Below are 17,341 nucleotides of genomic sequence, written 5' to 3' on the forward strand. Positions count from 1 at the left end.
TATCAAACCGCCCGTAACATCAGAGCTTGGAGAAACGAGATGGCGGGACATCCGACATTCCATTTCCACAATACCGAAGGCCATCCATCCATCGAGATCGGCGTGAAGGAATTCATGTGCATGGGTGCCAAGCCACCCTTCGATCATCCCCATATCTTCATCGACATGGGCGATGAGGTGGAGAGGGTGTGTCCCTATTGCTCGACCCTTTACAAGTACAATCCGAACCTGAAGGCCGAGGAGACCGTGCCGCCGGGTGCGCTCTTCGAGGAAGAAATCGCCTGATCGGGAGCCCGGCCATGGCCGGTCAATCCGTTGCAATCATCGGCGCGGGCATTGCGGGACTGACCGCCGCCCTCGCCTTCGCCGCCCGCGGCGCGGCGGCGACCGTGTTCGAGCGCGCCCCGCGCATTGAAGAACTGGGCGCCGGACTCCAGCTTTCCCCCAACGCGACGCGCCTTCTTGCCCGCCTGGGCGTTCTCGACGAGGTGAAGCGCAAGGCTGTCGAGCCGAAGAGCGTCGTCATCCGCTGCGCCCGCGACCTGCGGCCTCTGGCGGAAGTCCCCCTGCACATGGCCGAGCGGCGCTGGGGCGCGCCCTATCTGGTGATGCGCCGGTCCGACCTGCAGGGCGTGCTGCTCGAAGCCGCTCGCGGGAACGACGGGATCGCCATCCGCACCGGTACCGAAGTCAGCAACCTGTGCCTGGATCGCACGGGCGGCAGCGTCCGCCCGAACATCGCGAATTCTTCCGAGCTCGCTCCCGCCTTCGACCTGGCCGTTGCCGCCGATGGCGTCTGGTCGGCAACGCGCCAGCGCATGGGCGGACCGAAGAGCCGGTTTACCGGCGACATCGCCTACCGCGCCATCCTGGACGCCGGCAAGGCCGGCCCCTTCCGCGACCGGCTTCTGCCGTCGGACCAGGTGGTCACCTTCGCCTCGCCGGGTTTTCACCTGGTCGCCTATCCGCTGCCGGACGGAGCCTTCAACCTGGTCATCATCGTGCGCGGGCAGGACATGCCACGCCACTGGACAAACGTAGCCGAGGCGGCTCAGATCTCCGGGACGGCGCGCAACATTGCCACGGAACTCAAGCGGCTGATCACGGTCACGGGCATCTGGCACGCCTGGCCGATCCACGAGGTGAAGTCCGCGGCCCCTTGGTGCCAGGCGGGCAGGATCGTGCTGATCGGCGACGCCGCCCACGCGGTCGCCCCGCACGCGGCCCAGGGTGCGGCCATGGCGATCGAGGATGCCGTGCTGCTGGCGAACCTGACGACGCGCTCCGGCGCGCCCGGCAGGACGCTGGATCTCTTTGAGAAGCTGCGGCGGCCCCGCCTGATTCGCGTGGCCATGCGCGGGCAGTTCAACCACTTTGCCTGGCAGGTTGGCGGCCCGATTGCCCTGGTGCGCAACCTGATCCTCAAGGCGCGCTCGGGCGAGAAGCTGGCGGCCGATTTCGATTGGCTGTACGGCTACGACGTCGAAAAGGCCGCAGCCTGAAATCGGGATAGCTCAGAACTTCGCGGAAGCTCCGGGCTATCCCCATTCTCGCGCCCAGCCGCCATGCGGTGGCGGCAAACGGACATCAAAAGCGAACATTGAGAAATGTCGCGCCAAGCGTGCGCGCTGGTGCCGGACGCCGGGGTGGCGTGGCAAGATCGTTCGCTGCCCCGCTGACGGCTCCCCTCGCGCAAGATCGCCGTGAGGGCTGCGCGGAACCTGCCTCTGGGCCGGAATTCAGGCCTTCTTCGTCCAGCGCCGGTCCGGTCCCTGCTGCCAGTAGGTGACCGTGTGGCCGGCCGCCTTCATGGCCCTCCACTGGGCCCGCGCGGCTTCCACCTGCGCCATGTCGTGACCGTCAAAGAGAAAACCGGCGCGCTGGTACCCGTCCAGAGAGCCTGGCTCCACCCCGTCCACGAAGAAGCGGACATCAGCGTTGTTGAGATTTTCGGCGCCGGTGGTGATCAGCACCGGCTGGCGCGCCGCGTGCGGCTCACGGTCCGTTCCGTGCGGGACGAAGCTCTCCTCCGAATAGGTCCACAACCGCGAATCCAGGGCGTCGCGGCGTTCCTCGGAGCCCGTCTGAATGGCGACGCGCCACCCCCGCTCGAGGCATTTTTCCACGAGCGGAGGCAGCGCCTCCTCAAGCGTCGTTTCCGTCAGATGGTAGAACAGGACGTCCAACCTATCCCTCGTAATGATCGGCCACCAGCCGGTCGAGCAGACGCACGCCGAAGCCGGATGCCCAGCCCTGGCTGATCTCGTTGGTGGGCGAGCCCATCGCCGTGCCGGCGATGTCCAGATGTGCCCACGCCGTGTCACCGACGAAGCGCTTCAGGAACTGCGCCGCGGTGATCGAGCCCGCATAGCGGCCGCCGGTATTCTTCATGTCGGCGTTCGGCGTGTCGATCATCTTGTCGTACTCCTGGCCCATGGGCATACGCCAGACCTTCTCGCCCGTCGCCTTGCCGGCCGCGGCCAACTGCTCGGCAAGCGCGTCGTCATTGGAGAACAGGCCCGCGTGGTGGCTGCCGAGCGCGACCATGATGGCGCCGGTGAGCGTCGCCAGATTGATTATGATCTGCGGCTTGAACTGCTCCTTGCAGTACCAGAGCGCGTCCGCGAGCACCAGGCGGCCCTCAGCGTCGGTATTGATGACTTCGATGGTCTGGCCGGACATGGAGGTGACAATGTCGCCCGGACGCTGCGCGTTGCCGTCAGGCATGTTCTCGACGAGACCGATGACGCCGACGGCATTGACCTTGGCCTTGCGGGCCGCGAGTGCATACATGGTGCCAACCACCGCGGCTGCGCCGCCCATGTCGCCCTTCATTTCCTCCATGCCATTGGCGGGCTTGATGGAGATGCCGCCAGTGTCAAACACCACACCCTTGCCGACGAACGCGACCGGCTTCTGCCTGGCCTTGCCGTTCAGCCACTGCATCACCACCAGGCGCGGCGGACGGGCCGAACCCTGAGCGACACCGAGCAGCGCCCCCATGCCGAGCTTCTTCATCTCGCGCTCGGTGAGGATCTCGACCTTGACGCCCAGCTTCTCGAGCTCCTTGGCGTGCGCCGCGAATTCGACCGGACCCAGCACGTTGGCCGGCTCGTTGACGAGATCGCGGGCGAGCAGCACGCCTTCGCCCACCGCCGCGAGCGATGCGTGAGCCTTCTTCGCACCGTTCGGGTCCGCGCACTGGATGGTGACCTTGGCCGGCTTCTTCGGCATCTTGCCGTTGCCGTTCTCGTCCTTCTTGGTCTTGTACTTGTCGAACCTGTGGGCCCGCAGCAGCATGCCGAGACCGATGGACGCAGCCTCCTGTGCCCCGGCCTCGATGCCCTCCACCTCGGCGATGACGGTCACTTCCGTCGCATTCTTGACCGCGGCCTGGGCAGCGCCGCCGATCCTCACCCAGGCGTACTCGTCCAGCTCCTGAACCTTGCCAACGCCGATGGCGACGATGCGGTCGAACGGGGTTCCCTGCGGCAGGAACGCCTCGACCGTGCTGGCAAACTTGCCCTTGAACTCCGCGGCGGCGAAGACCTTGGGCAGGATGCCCTCCGGATCACAAGCGGCAGCGGCTTCCGAGAGCTTGCCGCCCTCCGGCACCAGGATGATGACGCTTCCTTTCTTTGGGGCTGCGTATCTGGCAAAAGCCAGCATCGGTTTTTCAGACATGGACTTTCCTATGCGATAACAACTGACTGAAGCGACCGTTCAGAGGGATGGAACGAATTGACATGGAGCAACGAAGAAATGCAAGGCCGTCCCGTTGGGTAAGCCTCCGCAGGCAGCTTGTAAGTACACCGTTAACCCTGTTTCTTACCAATTCGTTATTCCTGTCGCCTGCAAAATGGAACTGATAATCTGGATGGGTGGCTTTTCAGACAAGGACTGGGTGTTGTACGTCACCGGAGCCTAATTGCTGCGTCGGTCTTGGAGTGGCCACGAACACCGGGAAAAAGAAAGCGCCATGAAGGTCCTCGAATTTTACATTCTCCGGCGCACGGTGACGATCTTCTTTGCGGCGCTTGTCTGGGTTCTGGTGATTGCCTGGACGACTCAGGTTCTGAACCGCATCGACTTTGTCTCCGGAGGCGGCCAGTCGGCTGCGGCCTTCTTCAAGATCGCCGCCCTTCTGCTTGTGCCGATCATTCCGATCGTGATCCCCTTCGCGATCGGCATCGCCGTGTCCCAGACGCTGGCCACGATGAACCAGGATTCGGAGCTGGTTGTCATCAGCGCCGCCGGCGCGCCGCGCACGACAGTGGTCCGGCCGATGCTGATCCTGGCCATCCTGGCCGCCCTCGCCTCCTTCGCCATCAGCAATACGCTGGAGCCCTATGCCCGGCAGGCGCTGCGTTCGTCGCTGGCCAACGTGAACGCCGACATCATCACCTCGGTCGCCCAGGAAGGCGTGTTCTACAAGATTTCCGACGATCTCTTCGTACAGATATCCAAGCGCCTTCCGCAGGGGCAGCTGGCCGGCATCTTCGTGGCCGACACGCGCGACAAGGAAGCGAAATACATTTACCACGCCCTGCGCGGCGCGACGGTCGAGCGCGCCGAGGGTCCCGTTCTGGTGCTTGAGGAAGGCATCCTGCAGCGCCAGACCGCCAAGGGCGAGGTCTCGACGGTCCAGTTCGATTCCTACACGCTGGACCTGTCGCAATTCACCGAGCAGGTGCAGAACGTCCCGACGCTGCATCCGAAAGACCATTACCTGCCCTATCTGCTCAATCCGGACCCGCGCGACCGCTTCATGCGCAACAACCCGCAGCTCTTCCGCGCGGAGCTTCACATGCGCCTTTCCGAGTGGCTCTATCCGATCGTTTTCGCCCTGATCGGTCTGGCCGTGGCGGGTGATGCCCGCTCCTTCCGCGAGGCGCGCCTGCACCCGATGGTGACCGCGCTCGGCATCGGCCTGCTGGTACGCTGGGCCGGTTTTTATTCGGGCGGCGCGGCGGAGACGAACCCGCTCTTCTCGTTCATGCTCTACGCGATCCCGATTGGCATGAGCATTGTCTGTATCTGGTTCATCGCGACCAGCAGGCCAATGGAACTGCCCACGGCCTGGACGGAAAGGCTTGCCACCAGATGGCAGAAGGACCGCGACCGGATGGAGCGCTTTGCCGGGCGCCTGTCCCGCCTGTTCGGGCTTGAAAGGAACCGGGCATGATCGGTCGCACGCTGGGCCTCTATTTCCTGCGCCGCTACGCCGCGATTGCCGCGTGGAACTTCATCGGCATCGCCGCCCTGGTCTTCATCGTCACCTTCACCGAGGTGTCGAGCCGCTCCAGCGGCTTCGAAAACTACAGCGTCACCTGGGCGCTGGCGGTGGCGGCCCTGCAGCTGCCGATCCTGATGCAGCAGGCAGTGCCCTTCATCGGCCTGATTGCCGCGATGGCCACCCTCATCAGCCTGAACCGCAAGTACGAGCTGGTAATCGCCCGCGCCGCCGGCATCTCGGCCTGGCAGTTCCTGACACCGATCGCCTTCGGCTCATTCCTGTTCGGCCTGCTGGCCGTGCTGGTCCTCAATCCCGTCGCGGCAATGGGCTTCGCCCGCTCCGAGATGCTGCAGGCCGAGGTGCGCGGTGCGAAGACCCTGGCCAACTCCGAATCAACCCGCTGGCTCAAGCAGCGGATGGAGGACGGTGAGGCGCTGATCGGCGCCGATGCGACCGCCAACGGCGGCACGACGCTCATCCGTCCCGTGTTCCTGATGGTCGGTTCGGATGGCCGCATCACCGAGCGGCTCGACGCCAATACGGCAAATTTGCGCGATGGTTACTGGGAGCTTACCGGAGTTGTGCGCAATCCTATCGACGCGCCGGCCGAGCGGATTGCATCCCTGGAAATCCCGACCAGTCTTCGTCCGCGATACGTGAGTCAGGAGCTTCTCGACCCGCAAGCCCTTTCAATTTTTGAACTTCCGTTCCGTCTGAAGGAAGCCGAGTCCCTGGGCATGCGGGTGAGCAACTTCGCCACCCAGTTCCATTCGCTGGTTGCTTTGCCGGCTTTGCTTGTCGCGATGACGCTGATCGCGGCGACCGTATCCATGCGTTTTACACGCCTCGGTCAATCGGGCACAATGATTCTGGGTGGCATCCTCGCCGGCTTTCTGCTTTATGTCATATCGGTTCTGATGAAGGCGTTCGGTGGAGCGGGGGTAGTGCCTCCTCTGGTCGCTGCCTGGACCCCTGTGCTAATCGCAACGTTTTACGGAATCACATTCTTGCTGTTCAAGGAGGATGGCTAGTTTGGGGGCGCTACCCGTTAAGAAGAGCTCGTTCATGGGCCTGCTGAAGCGCGGACTGCGTATGAAGGCCGGCGTGGCGCTGATAGCGCTCGCCGCGTCGCTGTCTGCTGCCGGTGCCCAGGTGGAAGAGCTCGTCGGCGAAGTTCCTTCCGGACAGCAGATGGTGCTTGTCGGCGACACCCTCATCTACGACTTCGACAATGCCACGGTAACGGCGGTCGGCGGCGTTCAGATCGAATATGGCGGCATCCGCGTGGTCGCCCAGCGCGTCTCGTACAATCAGAAGACGTCGCGCGTGGTTGCCAGCGGCGGTGTGGAGATCCAGGACCGCGACGGCAACAAGTACTACGCCGAAGAAATCGACATCACGGAGGATTTCAGCGACGGCTTCGTTCGCGCCCTGCGCGTCGAGACGACCGAGCGCACCTACATGGCTGCCGAGAGCGCCGAGCGCAGTGACGGCAACCTGACTACCTTCATGAAGGGTGTCTACACCGCCTGCGAACCCTGCGAGGAGAATCCGGAGCGTCCGCCCCTCTGGCAGATCAAGGCCCAGCGGGTGATCTGGGACGGCAAGGCGAAGACGATCCGCTTCGAGCGTTCCCGCTTCGAATTCCTGGGCATCCCGCTGGCCTACCTGCCCTATCTCGAGGTCGCCGACCCGACGGTGAAGCGCAAGTCGGGCTTCCTGATGCCTGGCATCGTGGGCGGTTCGGAACTCGGCGTCGGTGTGAAGGTGCCCTACTACTTCGCGCTGTCGCCCACTTACGACCTCACCCTCTCGGTTACGGGCTACACGAAGCAAGGCTTCATGGCAGAGGCGGAATGGCGCCAGCAGTTCGACAATGGCGCCTACACGCTGAAGCTCGCCGGCATCCACCAGAACCGGCCGGACGAGTGGCCGTCGCATTACATCGACTCCACCGTCGAGAACCGGGGCATGATCGGCTCCAAGGGCGACTTCGAGATCAACCGGCGTTGGAAGTTCGGCTGGGATGTTCTGGTCCAGAGCGACAAGAACTTCGCCAATACCTATCGCATCGAAGGCTTCGCCGACGCGGTTCACACCTCGACGGTTTATCTCACCGGTCTCAACGACCGCAATTACTTCGACCTGCGCGCCTACAAGTTCGACGTGCAGGAATACCGGCTCGACACCAACCCGAACGCCCGCAATCGCAAGCAGCCGGTTGTCCTGCCGCTTCTCGACTATTCCTACACGCTGGACCGTTCGGTCATGGGCGGCGAGCTGAGCTTCGACGTGAACGCCCAGAACCTCCACCGCACGGAGGGCATGTACGGCGTCAAGCTCGCCGGTCTTGAAGGCAGCGACGGCCGCTTCACCGCTGAAACCGAGTGGAAGCGTTCCTTTGTTACTGGTGGCGGCCTTGTCCTCACGCCCCTCCTGCATGCCCGCGGCGACTCGATCTACACGGACCTTTCCGCCGACGCGATTTCCCGCATCGAGACATTTGCCGGCGACGCTGCGGACATCCGTACCCATTACTTCCGGGCCATGGTCACCGCCGGCCTCGAGGCCCGCTGGCCGATCCTCTTCTCATCCTCCAGCTCGACGCACATTCTCGAGCCGATCGGCCAGATCTTCGTGCGTCCGGACGAACCCTATGCCGGCCGTCTTGGCATTCCGAACGAGGACGCCCAGTCGCTCGTGTTCGATGCCAGCACGCTGTTCGAGCGCGACAAGTTCTCCGGCTACGACCGTATCGAGGGCGGCACGCGCGCCAATCTGGGCATCCGCTATTCCGGCAACTTCGGCAACGGTTGGAGCGCGCAGGGCATTTTCGGCCAGTCGTTCCATCTGGCCGGCAAGAACTCTTTCGCCGAGCCTGATCTCGTCAACGTCGGCGCCTATTCGGGTCTCGAAACCGATCGCTCCGACTATGTGGCGATGCTGGGCGTGACGACGCCATACGGCATTTCCGCCTCGGCCTCTGCACGCCTCGACGAAGAGACCTTCGAGCTGCAGCGTCAGGAGCTGAAGGTGGGCGCCACCGTATCCAAGCTGTCCGCCTCCGCCAGCTACGCCTTCATTTCGGCCCAGCCAGGCTACGGCTTCAATACGGACCGCCAGGAGGTTTCCGGCAACGCCAGCCTGCGCTTCAACGAGAACTGGCGCGTGTTTGCCTCCGGAACCTACAACATTCAGGAGAACAAGCTGGTCCGCAATGCGCTCGGCTTCGGCTACAGCGACGAATGCTTCATATACACGATGACGTTCTCGCAGACCCGGGATAACGGCCAGACGGAGAATCGCTTCGGCTTCAACATTTCCTTGCGCACGCTGGGAGAAATTGGCAGCAGCACTTTCTCTCAGTAAGGGATATTTTCGCCACGGTTTCGTGTATTCTGAGCGCCTACCCTGGGCGAAGGGCGCGTAGGTTGAGGATGGTATGAGAAGTCTGAACTTGCATGGAACTCTGAAGGCGATCCTGTGCAGCGGGGCCATTCTGGCAGCCGCGGCCGTGACGACGGCTCCGGTGTTGTTGCCAGCGCCTGCCTACGCGCAGGCTTCGTCCGTGCGCTTCATCGTGAACGACGTTGCCATCACCAGCACGGATATCGACCGCCGTGTCGCGTTGCTCAGGCTGATGGGCCGCAGCGGCAACCTGCGCGACATCGCCAGCAAGGAAATGATCGACCAGGTTCTGCGCCAGCAGGAGATGGCTCGCCTGCGCGTGACGCCGCCCGACGAGCAGGTCAACCAGGCCTACGAAAATTTCGCGCGCTCGAACAAGCTCACCACCGCCCAGATGGACCAGATCCTCAACGAGGCCGGCGTGGGGCGCGACCACTTCAAGAGTTTCATCAGGACCCAGATCGGCTGGGGCAGGGTTTTGCAGGCCCGCAACCAGTCGTCCGGTAGCCTGAGCGAACAGGAGGTCGTGGCCAGGATCCTGCAACAGGGCGGCAAGAAGCCGTCGACCACCGAATACACCTTGCAGCAGTTCATCTTCGTGGTGCCCGCCGCGGAGCGTGGCCGGATCATGGGCCAGCGCAAGTCCCAGGCCCAGGCCATGCGCAACCGCGTCAGGGGCTGCGAAAACTCGCACGAGCTCGCCCGCTCCCAGCTCGACGTTACCGTCCGCGATCTCGGCCGCTTCCTCGCTCCGCAGCTTCCGCCTGACTGGAAGGATCAGATCGAGAAAACCAAGGCTGGCAGCGCGACGGCGATCAAGGAGACCGAGCGGGGAGTCGAGTTCATCGTCGTCTGCAGCACGCGCCAGGTCTCGGATGACTACGTCGCCCGCCTGGTGTTCCAGAGCCAGCAGCAGAACGACAAGTCCGCCGAGAAGCTTTCCGAAGAGGTCATGGCGGAGCTGCGCAAGAGGGCGCGCATTGTCCGGCGTTGATCGGAATTCCGGCAACAGATGACGAGCAACCAGAACCGACTTCCGCTCGCCATTTCCATTGGCGAGCCTGCTGGCATAGGTCCGGAAATCATTCTGGCCGCCTGGAAGCGGCGCGCCGAAGCGGAGCTGCCGCCCTTCTATGTTCTGGGCGATATAGCGCTGCTGCGCTCCCGCGCAAACGCGCTGCAGATGGACGTGCCGATCCTGGACACGGAGCCTGAAGACGCCGCGAGGCTTTTCGACATCGCCCTGCCCGTCTATCCGCTTGGCAACAAGCTGGACGACCGACCCGGTACGCCGGCGCTCATGAACGCGGCTGGAGTCATCGAGGCGATCGAGCGCGGCGTGGATCACATCTTCGCCGGACGTGCCGCCGGGCTCGTCACCTGCCCCATCGCGAAGAAGCCGCTCTACGACGCCGGATTCCAGTATCCCGGACACACCGAGTTCCTGGGGCACCTTGCCCAATTGCGCACGGGCCGCGCGGCAACCCCCGTGATGATGCTGGCTGGCCCCGAGCTGCGCGCCGTCCCGGTCACCGTCCACCTGTCGTTGAAGGACGCGATCGCTTCCCTCACGCCGGAGCTGATCGTTTCGACCGCGCGCATCGTCGATGCCGACCTGAGGAAGCGCTTTGCCATTGCCCCCCGCCTGGCAATTTCGGGTCTCAATCCGCACGCCGGTGAGGATGGCTCCATGGGCCGCGAGGAGATCGACGTCATCATTCCGGCCATCGAGGCCCTGCGCGCGGAAGGCATCCACGTGCACGGGCCGCTTCCGGCCGACACGATGTTCCACGCCCGCGCCCGCGCCACCTATGACGCGGCGCTGTGCATGTACCACGACCAGGCGCTGATCCCGGCGAAGACGCTGGCGTTTGACAGCACGGTCAATGTGACACTTGGCCTGCCGTTCGTCCGCACCTCGCCGGACCACGGCACGGCCTTCGACATTGCCGGCAAGGGCATCGCCCGGCCGGACAGCCTGATTGCCGCCATTCGCCTTGCGCGCGAACTCGCCGACAATTCGGCGGCCATTGTCCTGTGAGCGTCCGATGAGTTTCGACGGCCTTCCCCCGCTGCGCGAGGTGATCCGCGCCCACGGTCTCTTCGCCAAGAAGGCGCTGGGCCAGAACTTCCTGTTCGACCTCAACCTTACGGCCAAGATCGCGCGCAGCGCCGGTGGCCTGGAGGGTGTCACCGTCATCGAGGTGGGCCCGGGCCCAGGGGGGCTGACGCGCGCCCTGCTTTCCGAAGGCGCAAGCAAGGTCATCGCCATCGAGCGCGACGAACGCTGCCTTTCCGCTCTCGCGGAGATCTCGGAGCGCTATCCCGGCCGTCTGGAAGTCATCCCGGGTGATGCGCTGAAAACCGATTTCGCAGCGCTCGTGGCGGGCGTCTCACCGGTCAAGATCGTGGCCAACCTGCCCTATAACGTCGGCACCGAGCTGCTCGTCCGCTGGCTCACCGTCGAGCCCTGGCCGCCCTTCTACGAGTCCCTGACGTTGATGTTCCAGCGCGAGGTGGCCGAGCGCATCGTTGCCCAGCCCGGCGACAGCAGCTATGGGCGCCTGGGCGTTCTCGCCGGCTGGCGGACCGAGGCGCGCATCGTCTTCGACGTGCCGCCGCAGGCCTTCACGCCGCCGCCGAAGGTCACGTCCTCAGTGGTCCACATCGTCCCGCGCACCAATCCTCTGCCCGTCGATGGAGCCAGGCTCGCCCGCGTGACCGAAGCTGCCTTCGGCCAGCGCCGCAAGATGCTGCGCCAGAGCCTGAAGAGCCTCGGCGGCGAAGCCCTGCTCGAAAAGGCCGGCATCGACCCCACCCGCCGCGCCGAAACTCTGAGCATCGAGGAATTCGTGCGCCTGGCGCAATGCATTTGAGCGCAGCGCCCGTAAGGCTCTCGAAATCGCTGACGGCGGATCTTCCGCATACCGAGAAACCAAGAAGCCCGACCATCCGCAGGGATGACCAGGCTTCCTTGTTCCGTGGGACAATGTGGGAAGTTGCTTGCGCAACCGCGACCCACAAAGCCATCGCCACCTCAATTATTGCGCAACGGGGCTGAATTTCAATCTACACTTGCCGCCGCATCGATCGTCGCCAACGGTCGGCCAACACTGTGCATCAAACCGGCTCCTCCGTGAGCAGCCCGTTCACGAATCCCTCCAGCCCCGGACGGCGGGTGCTCTTCAGACGTTCGGCCAGGATGATGCTGCGGACCGACTCGTAGGCCCGGTTCAGGTCGTCGTTGACGATCACGTAGTCGTAGTTGCGCCACTGTTCGATCTCGGCGCGGGCGTTGGCGAGACGCATGGCGATCACGTCCTCCGGGTCCTCGGCCCGGCGCTTGAGCCGCGAAAGAAGCTCCTTCATGGACGGCGGCAGCACGAAGATGGAGACAATGTCCTCCGGCATCTTCTGGCGCAGCTGCTCGGCGCCCTGCCAGTCGATGTCGAACAGCATGTCCTTGCCGGCGGAAAGCGCCTTTTCCACCGGCTCGCGCGGCGTGCCGTAGAAGTTGCCGTGCACCTGCGCCCACTCCAGCAGCTCGCCATTGTCGCGGCGTATCTCGAATTCCTTCTGGCTGATGAAATGGTAATGCACGCCCTCGATCTCGCTCGGCCGCCGCTGCCGCGTCGTGACGCTGACCGACAGCTCGAAGCCTGGCACCGTGTCCAGGATGTTGCGGGCGATCGTGGACTTTCCCGCCCCCGAGGGAGAGGACAGCACCAGCATCAGGCCACGCCGGCGGATCGTGTCGGAGGGAAGCACTTCCATGTATTACTCCAGATTCTGTATCTGCTCGCGGAACTGGTCGACAACGACCTTGAGTTCCAGGCCGATGCCGGTGATCGACGCGGCGTTGGACTTGGAGCAGAGCGTATTGGCTTCGCGGTTGAATTCCTGGGCCAGGAAATCGAGCTTGCGGCCCACCGGGCCGTTGCCGTTAAGCAGCGCCCTCGCGCTGCCGACATGGGTCAGCAGCCGGTCGAGTTCCTCCCGGATGTCGGCCCTGGTGGCGAGCAGCGCGACCTCCTGGTAGAGCCGCGTCTCGTCCAGCGTGGAAACGTCCAGCAGCGGCTGCAACTGTGCCTCGAGCCGCGCGCGGATGTTCGCCGGGTCCCGTGCCGGATCGCTTTCCGCCTTCAGCGTGAGCTTCTCGATCGTGTCGACATGGCCGAGCAGAACGTCGCGCAGCGCGGCCCCTTCATTCTGCCGTGCGCTGACAAGCGCGGCCGTCGCCTCCTCCAGAACCGACAGGACCAGGCTGTCGAACCGCTGGCGCGCCTCTTCGTCCTCCTCGTGGTCAGGGACTTCGAGCACGCCGCGCAGGTTGAGCAACCCGTCCGCCGTAGCGGGCGCGGCGCCGTGGTTCTCGTGCAGGTCACGCGCCACGGCGGCGAGCTCCATCAGCAGCTGGCGGTCGATGACCGGGCGCCGCGCGGCGCTGTTGCGCTCGATCGTCAGCGTGGCCTGGATATTTCCCCGCGCGAACGGCTTGAGGAGGATGGTCCTGACCGGCTGTTCGAGCCGTTCATAGCCCTGGGGCAACTTCAGGCGGACTTCCAGTCCCCGGCCATTGACCGAGCGCAGTTCCCAGACCACGGAGGCCATGTCGTTTTCGCCATGTGCACGGGCAAACCCCGTCATGCTTTGCAGATTCATGCCTTGCCTCTGCATCCTGGTCTCGCTCGGCGGACATCAGGACATTCCCTGCTGCTAAGCGCAGGGAACGGGACGCTCGCCCGGCAGGTCAGCCCCGAGCAATCCCCTTGCCCGTTGCTCGATCCAGCCTAGTTCTCTTTGGGCTCGCTGCCGGCATCATCTCCGGCCTCGCTCTCCTTCGCCGCGGCCTCCGCCGCCGCCTCGGCTGCCTTGGCGCGTTCGCGCTCGATGCGGCGCCAGCGGGCGACGTTCTCGTTATGCTCTTCCAGCGTCTTCGCGAAGGCATGGCCGCCGTCGATCCCGTTGGCGACAAAATACAGATCATCCGTCCGCGACGGATTCGCCACCGCCTCGAGCGCCGCCCTGCCGGGATTGGCGATCGGCGTCGGCGGCAGTCCCTTGATGACATAGGTGTTGTACGGCGTCGGCTTCTCGAGGTCGCTCTTGTAGATCGGCCTGTCGGCCGGCTTGCCGTCACCGCCGAACAATCCGTAGATCACCGTCGGGTCGGACTGCAGCCGCATGCCCTTCCTGAGCCGGTTGATAAACACCGCGGCCACGCGGGGGCGCTCGTCGGCCTTGCCCGTCTCCTTCTCAACGATGGAGGCGAGCGTGACGAACTCGTCGATGGTCTTGATCGGCAGATCCTCGGCGCGCCGCTCCCAGATGGACTGCACCAGCGCCTTCTGGTCCGCCATCAGCTTCGCCACCACCTCCTTGCGGGACAGCCCGCGCGTGAAGCGGATCGTATCGGCGGCAAGAGAGCCTTCCGGCGGAAGTTCCTCGGGCAGCTCGCCCGACAGTTCCTCCGTCTTGGCGATGCGGTCGAACACCTGCTTGACCGTCAGGCCCTCAGGGATCGTCAGGGAATACAGGACCGACTTGCCGCTCTGCAGCAGCTCCATGACGTCCTTCATGGATGCGCCCGGCTTGATCTCGTATTCGCCTGCCTTCAGGCTGCTGTCGGCCTTGTTGATGCGCAGCCCCACCAGGAAGACGCGGGAGTCGCGGATGATGCCTTCCCGCTGAAGCAGGTCGGCGATCTCGCGCGTGCCGGTATTGGGCTTGATGAGAACGGTTTCGGTCGTCGTCGTCGGGCCGGGGCGGACGAACTCGCGATAGCCGAGATAGAACACGCCGCCGGCGATGAGCACTGTGAAAACAACGAGTGAAAGCAGGAAGTTAAGGAACGTGACAACCTGATTCCGCGACTGCCGCGAACGGCGCGGCGGCGGTGGTGTACCCTCCTTGGGACGAAGGCGGCCCCGCGACGTGTCGATTGCTACGGGGCGCGCCAAAAACTCGTTCTGTTCTCCCTGCATCCTGCTCGCTAGTCTCCTGTGGCCGCATCAGACTCAAGTGTCGGATGCTGCACAATAGCGACATTTTTCCGGCTTCAAAGCCCGAACGGATAGAATACTCAGGCTTCGTAGCGACGGAAGAGCAGCGACGCGTTCGTGCCGCCGAAACCGAAGGAATTCGACAGCGCAACGTCGATCTTGCGCTTGCGCGGCTTGTGGGGAACCAGGTCGATCGGCGTCTCGACCTCGGGATTGTCGAGGTTGATGGTGGCCGGAGCGATCTGGTCGCGAATCGCCAGGATCGAGAAGATGGCCTCCGCCGCGCCTGCGGCACCAAGCAGGTGCCCGATGGACGACTTGGTCGAAGACATGGACGCCTTCTCCGCGGCCCCGCCGAGGAGCCGTTCGACGGCCCTGAGCTCGATCGTGTCGGCCATGGTCGAGGTGCCATGGGCATTGATGTAGTCGATGTCCGCCGGGCTGATGCCCGCGCGCCTGACCGCCGCGGTCATGCAGCGGAACGCGCCGTCGCCGTCCTCGGACGGCGCGGTGATGTGGTAGGCATCACCGGACAGACCGTAGCCGATGACCTCGGCATAGATCTTTGCGCCGCGGGCTTTTGCGTGCTCGAGCTCCTCGAGCACCACGACACCCGCGCCCTCGCCCATCAGGAAGCCGTCGCGGTCCACGTCATAGGGACGGGACGCCTTCTCGGGCGTGTCGTTGAATTTCGTGGTCAGCGCCTTGCATGCCGAGAAGCCTGCGATGGACAGGCGTACCACTGGCGCTTCAGCACCGCCGGCAAGCATCACATCGGCATCGCCGAACGCGATCAGGCGTGCAGCGTCGCCGATGGCATGGGCACCGGTGGAACAGGCGGTGACGACCGCGTGGTTCGGTCCCTTGAGCCCGTGCCGGATCGAGACCTGCCCGGACACCAGGTTGATGATATTGCCGGGAATGAAGAACGGGCTGATGCGGCGCGGGCCCTTCTCCTGAAGGGTAAGCGCGCCTTCGGCAATGCCTTGGATGCCTCCGATGCCCGAGCCGATCATCACGCCGGTGGCGCAACGATCCGCCTCGGTCTTCGGTTCCCATCCGGAATCAGCCAGGGCCAGATCCGCCGCAGCTATTCCATAGATGATGAAATCCGACACCTTCCGTTGTTCACGCGGATCAAGGAAGGCATCGGGATCGAACGCGCCCTCGCCCTCACGGGGAATCAGACTTGCAATCTTGCAAGGCAGATCTTCGACATCGAAATGTTCGATACGACGAGCACCTGATTTCCCTTCAAGCAGCCGTTTCCAGCTCAGCTCGGCCCCGAGGCCGAGGGGAGAAAGAAGGCCCAAGCCTGTGACGACGACGCGCCTCATCTCTGGATTGTCTCGTTTGCTATATTGTTCGGGCGACTGCTCAGGCCTTGTTGACAGCCTTCTCGATGAAGTCGACAGCGTCCTTGATCGTGAGAATCTTCTCGGCGTGCTCGTCGGAAATCTCGACGCCGAACTCTTCCTCGAACGCCATCACCAGCTCGACGGTATCCAGGCTGTCTGCGCCAAGATCGTCAATGAAGTTCGCATTGTCGACCACCTTCGCCTCGTCGACGCCGAGATGCTCGGAGACGATTTTCTTGACGCGCTCTGCAATATCGCTCATGTGAGAACCCTCAACTTAAGGAATTTCCTGTTTCGTTAGCCGCAGGCTTGCAGCTAATCAAGCTTGAAAGAAAGCCGGCCCGCGGCAAACAAGTCGGCACCGGCCATTCCCTACACTGGGCTATTTTGTGCCCGTTTGCGCCAGGGCAATACCACGGCGCAATCTTATAGCCAAGACACATAAAGCGTCCTGACAATGTCCACAGCCACCCATGCACCACGCGGGCAAGCATCGGCGGCCGCGAATTAAACCATCAACATTCCGCCGTTCACGTGAATGGTCTGCCCGGTCACGTAACCGGCTTCGTCAGACGCCAGATACAGGACTGCGGCCGCGATGTCAGCCCCCGATCCCATCCGGCGCATCGGAATGCTTGCCATGATGGCCTCGCGTTGCTTGTCGTTGAGCTTGTCGGTCATCGCGGTTTCGATGAAGCCCGGCGCCACGCAGTTCACCGTGACGTTGCGGGTGGCGATTTCCTGCGCCAGCGACTTGGTGAAGCCGACCAGGCCCGCCTTGGACGCGCAGTAATTGGCCTGACCCGGGTTGCCTGCGACGCCGACGACGGACGAGATGTTGATGATCCGGCCGAAGCGGCGGCGCATCATCGCATGCGTCAGCTCGCGCGTCAGGCGGAAAGCGGAGGTGAGATTGACCTCCAGCACCTTGTCCCAGTCCTCATCGCTCATGCGCACGAACAGGCCGTCGCGCGTAATGCCCGCGTTGTTGACGAGAATGTCCACGCCTTCGAGCTCTTCCTCGGCTTTCCTGGCGAGCTCCTTGACCTGGTCGCGGTCGGACATGTCGGCAGTGAATACCTTCACGCGCTCGCCCAGCTCACCGGCCAGTTCATCGAGCTTCTCGCGCCGGGTGCCATGCAGGCCGACGATGGCGCCCTGGGCGTGCAGCGACCGCGCAATGGCTTCTCCGATTCCTCCCGAAGCCCCCGTGACGAGCGCCTTGCGGCCCGTGAGATCAAACATGGATTGTACCTCTCGTGCAGTATGTGGAAACACATCGGCCGGGCACATCCTGTTCCGTTTCCGCAGTGTCTGCCGTTTCTGTTAGCACAAAC

Annotated in this window: 16 protein-coding genes; 8 read left to right on the plus strand and 8 right to left on the minus strand. The window is 63.8% G+C overall.

The window, feature by feature from the left end:
• Positions 1 to 39: 39 nt before the first annotated feature.
• Together ABD906_RS15880 and ABD906_RS15885 are read left to right on the plus strand one after the other, a co-directional pair.
• Positions 40 to 285 (plus strand): zinc-finger domain-containing protein, encoded by a 246-nt coding sequence (locus ABD906_RS15880; RefSeq protein ID WP_165278764.1) that lies wholly within the window; start codon positions 40 to 42, stop codon positions 283 to 285.
• Positions 286 to 299: 14 nt separating this feature from the next.
• The gene (locus ABD906_RS15885; protein WP_345100652.1) at positions 300 to 1,502 is read left to right on the plus strand and encodes an FAD-dependent monooxygenase; all 1,203 of its coding nucleotides are present in this window, start codon (positions 300 to 302) and stop codon (positions 1,500 to 1,502) included.
• Between the two features lie 237 nt (positions 1,503 to 1,739).
• Here ABD906_RS15885 and ABD906_RS15890 read toward each other — a convergent pair whose 3' ends face one another.
• Entirely contained in the window at positions 1,740 to 2,186 is a 447-nt protein-coding gene (locus ABD906_RS15890; protein WP_165278766.1) for a DNA polymerase III subunit chi, read from the minus strand.
• Between the two features lies 1 nt (position 2,187).
• Complete coding sequence (locus tag ABD906_RS15895) at positions 2,188 to 3,684, minus strand: leucyl aminopeptidase (protein WP_345100654.1); 1,497 nt, start codon at positions 3,682 to 3,684, stop codon at positions 2,188 to 2,190.
• 295 nt (positions 3,685 to 3,979) lie between these two features.
• Here ABD906_RS15895 and ABD906_RS15900 point away from each other — a divergent pair, with 295 nt between their 5' ends.
• The 6 genes from ABD906_RS15900 to rsmA all read left to right on the plus strand — a co-directional run bounded on the left by ABD906_RS15900 (position 3,980) and on the right by rsmA (position 11,520).
• Positions 3,980 to 5,185 (plus strand): LptF/LptG family permease, encoded by a 1,206-nt coding sequence (locus tag ABD906_RS15900; protein ID WP_165278768.1) that lies wholly within the window; start codon positions 3,980 to 3,982, stop codon positions 5,183 to 5,185.
• Positions 5,182 to 6,267, plus strand: coding sequence for an LPS export ABC transporter permease LptG (gene lptG / locus ABD906_RS15905; RefSeq protein ID WP_165278769.1), 1,086 nt, complete (start codon positions 5,182 to 5,184; stop codon positions 6,265 to 6,267). The genes ABD906_RS15900 and lptG overlap by 4 nt, the downstream gene beginning before the upstream one ends.
• Before the next feature lie 34 nt (positions 6,268 to 6,301).
• On the plus strand, positions 6,302 to 8,605 hold the full coding sequence (locus tag ABD906_RS15910) for an LPS-assembly protein LptD (protein ID WP_345100657.1): 2,304 nt from the start codon (positions 6,302 to 6,304) through the stop codon (positions 8,603 to 8,605).
• Positions 8,606 to 8,678: 73 nt separating this feature from the next.
• Positions 8,679 to 9,638, plus strand: coding sequence for a peptidylprolyl isomerase (locus ABD906_RS15915; protein ID WP_165278770.1), 960 nt, complete (start codon positions 8,679 to 8,681; stop codon positions 9,636 to 9,638).
• 18 nt (positions 9,639 to 9,656) lie between these two features.
• Complete coding sequence (gene pdxA / locus ABD906_RS15920; RefSeq protein WP_345100659.1) at positions 9,657 to 10,685, plus strand: 4-hydroxythreonine-4-phosphate dehydrogenase PdxA; 1,029 nt, start codon at positions 9,657 to 9,659, stop codon at positions 10,683 to 10,685.
• A gap of 7 nt (positions 10,686 to 10,692) precedes the next feature.
• On the plus strand, positions 10,693 to 11,520 hold the full coding sequence (gene rsmA / locus ABD906_RS15925) for a 16S rRNA (adenine(1518)-N(6)/adenine(1519)-N(6))-dimethyltransferase RsmA (RefSeq protein WP_165278772.1): 828 nt from the start codon (positions 10,693 to 10,695) through the stop codon (positions 11,518 to 11,520).
• 244 nt (positions 11,521 to 11,764) lie between these two features.
• Here rsmA and gmk read toward each other — a convergent pair whose 3' ends face one another.
• The 6 genes from gmk to fabG form a co-directional block, all read right to left on the minus strand.
• Positions 11,765 to 12,418, minus strand: coding sequence for a guanylate kinase (gmk, locus tag ABD906_RS15930; RefSeq protein ID WP_165278773.1), 654 nt, complete (start codon positions 12,416 to 12,418; stop codon positions 11,765 to 11,767).
• Between the two features lie 3 nt (positions 12,419 to 12,421).
• Entirely contained in the window at positions 12,422 to 13,306 is an 885-nt protein-coding gene (locus tag ABD906_RS15935; RefSeq protein WP_165278774.1) for a YicC/YloC family endoribonuclease, read from the minus strand.
• Between the two features lie 128 nt (positions 13,307 to 13,434).
• The gene (gene mltG, locus ABD906_RS15940) at positions 13,435 to 14,628 is read right to left on the minus strand and encodes an endolytic transglycosylase MltG (RefSeq protein WP_345100663.1); all 1,194 of its coding nucleotides are present in this window, start codon (positions 14,626 to 14,628) and stop codon (positions 13,435 to 13,437) included.
• Between the two features lie 98 nt (positions 14,629 to 14,726).
• Entirely contained in the window at positions 14,727 to 15,983 is a 1,257-nt protein-coding gene (fabF, locus tag ABD906_RS15945) for a beta-ketoacyl-ACP synthase II (protein WP_165278776.1), read from the minus strand.
• 40 nt (positions 15,984 to 16,023) lie between these two features.
• A complete protein-coding gene (locus ABD906_RS15950; protein ID WP_165278777.1) occupies positions 16,024 to 16,266 on the minus strand; it encodes an acyl carrier protein in 243 nt (80 codons plus the stop codon).
• Positions 16,267 to 16,511: 245 nt separating this feature from the next.
• The gene (fabG, locus tag ABD906_RS15955; RefSeq protein ID WP_345100665.1) at positions 16,512 to 17,249 is read right to left on the minus strand and encodes a 3-oxoacyl-[acyl-carrier-protein] reductase; all 738 of its coding nucleotides are present in this window, start codon (positions 17,247 to 17,249) and stop codon (positions 16,512 to 16,514) included.
• Positions 17,250 to 17,341: the final 92 nt, after the last annotated feature.

Source organism: Chelativorans composti (assembly GCF_039541695.1).
Taxonomy (GTDB): Bacteria; Pseudomonadota; Alphaproteobacteria; order Rhizobiales; family Rhizobiaceae; genus Chelativorans; species Chelativorans composti.

Coding starts and splice junctions, on each gene's coding strand:
- ABD906_RS15880 (WP_165278764.1), top strand. CDS start 40: ATGGCGGGACATCCGACATTCCATTTCCACAATACCGAAGGCCATCCA.
- ABD906_RS15885 (WP_345100652.1), top strand. CDS start 300: ATGGCCGGTCAATCCGTTGCAATCATCGGCGCGGGCATTGCGGGACTG.
- ABD906_RS15895 (WP_345100654.1), bottom strand. CDS start 3,684: ATGTCTGAAAAACCGATGCTGGCTTTTGCCAGATACGCAGCCCCAAAG.
- ABD906_RS15900 (WP_165278768.1), top strand. CDS start 3,980: ATGAAGGTCCTCGAATTTTACATTCTCCGGCGCACGGTGACGATCTTC.
- lptG (WP_165278769.1), top strand. CDS start 5,182: ATGATCGGTCGCACGCTGGGCCTCTATTTCCTGCGCCGCTACGCCGCG.
- ABD906_RS15910 (WP_345100657.1), top strand. CDS start 6,302: ATGGGCCTGCTGAAGCGCGGACTGCGTATGAAGGCCGGCGTGGCGCTG.
- ABD906_RS15915 (WP_165278770.1), top strand. CDS start 8,679: ATGAGAAGTCTGAACTTGCATGGAACTCTGAAGGCGATCCTGTGCAGC.
- pdxA (WP_345100659.1), top strand. CDS start 9,657: ATGACGAGCAACCAGAACCGACTTCCGCTCGCCATTTCCATTGGCGAG.
- rsmA (WP_165278772.1), top strand. CDS start 10,693: ATGAGTTTCGACGGCCTTCCCCCGCTGCGCGAGGTGATCCGCGCCCAC.
- gmk (WP_165278773.1), bottom strand. CDS start 12,418: ATGGAAGTGCTTCCCTCCGACACGATCCGCCGGCGTGGCCTGATGCTG.
- ABD906_RS15935 (WP_165278774.1), bottom strand. CDS start 13,306: ATGAATCTGCAAAGCATGACGGGGTTTGCCCGTGCACATGGCGAAAAC.
- mltG (WP_345100663.1), bottom strand. CDS start 14,628: ATGCAGGGAGAACAGAACGAGTTTTTGGCGCGCCCCGTAGCAATCGAC.
- fabF (WP_165278776.1), bottom strand. CDS start 15,983: ATGAGGCGCGTCGTCGTCACAGGCTTGGGCCTTCTTTCTCCCCTCGGC.
- ABD906_RS15950 (WP_165278777.1), bottom strand. CDS start 16,266: ATGAGCGATATTGCAGAGCGCGTCAAGAAAATCGTCTCCGAGCATCTC.
- fabG (WP_345100665.1), bottom strand. CDS start 17,249: ATGTTTGATCTCACGGGCCGCAAGGCGCTCGTCACGGGGGCTTCGGGA.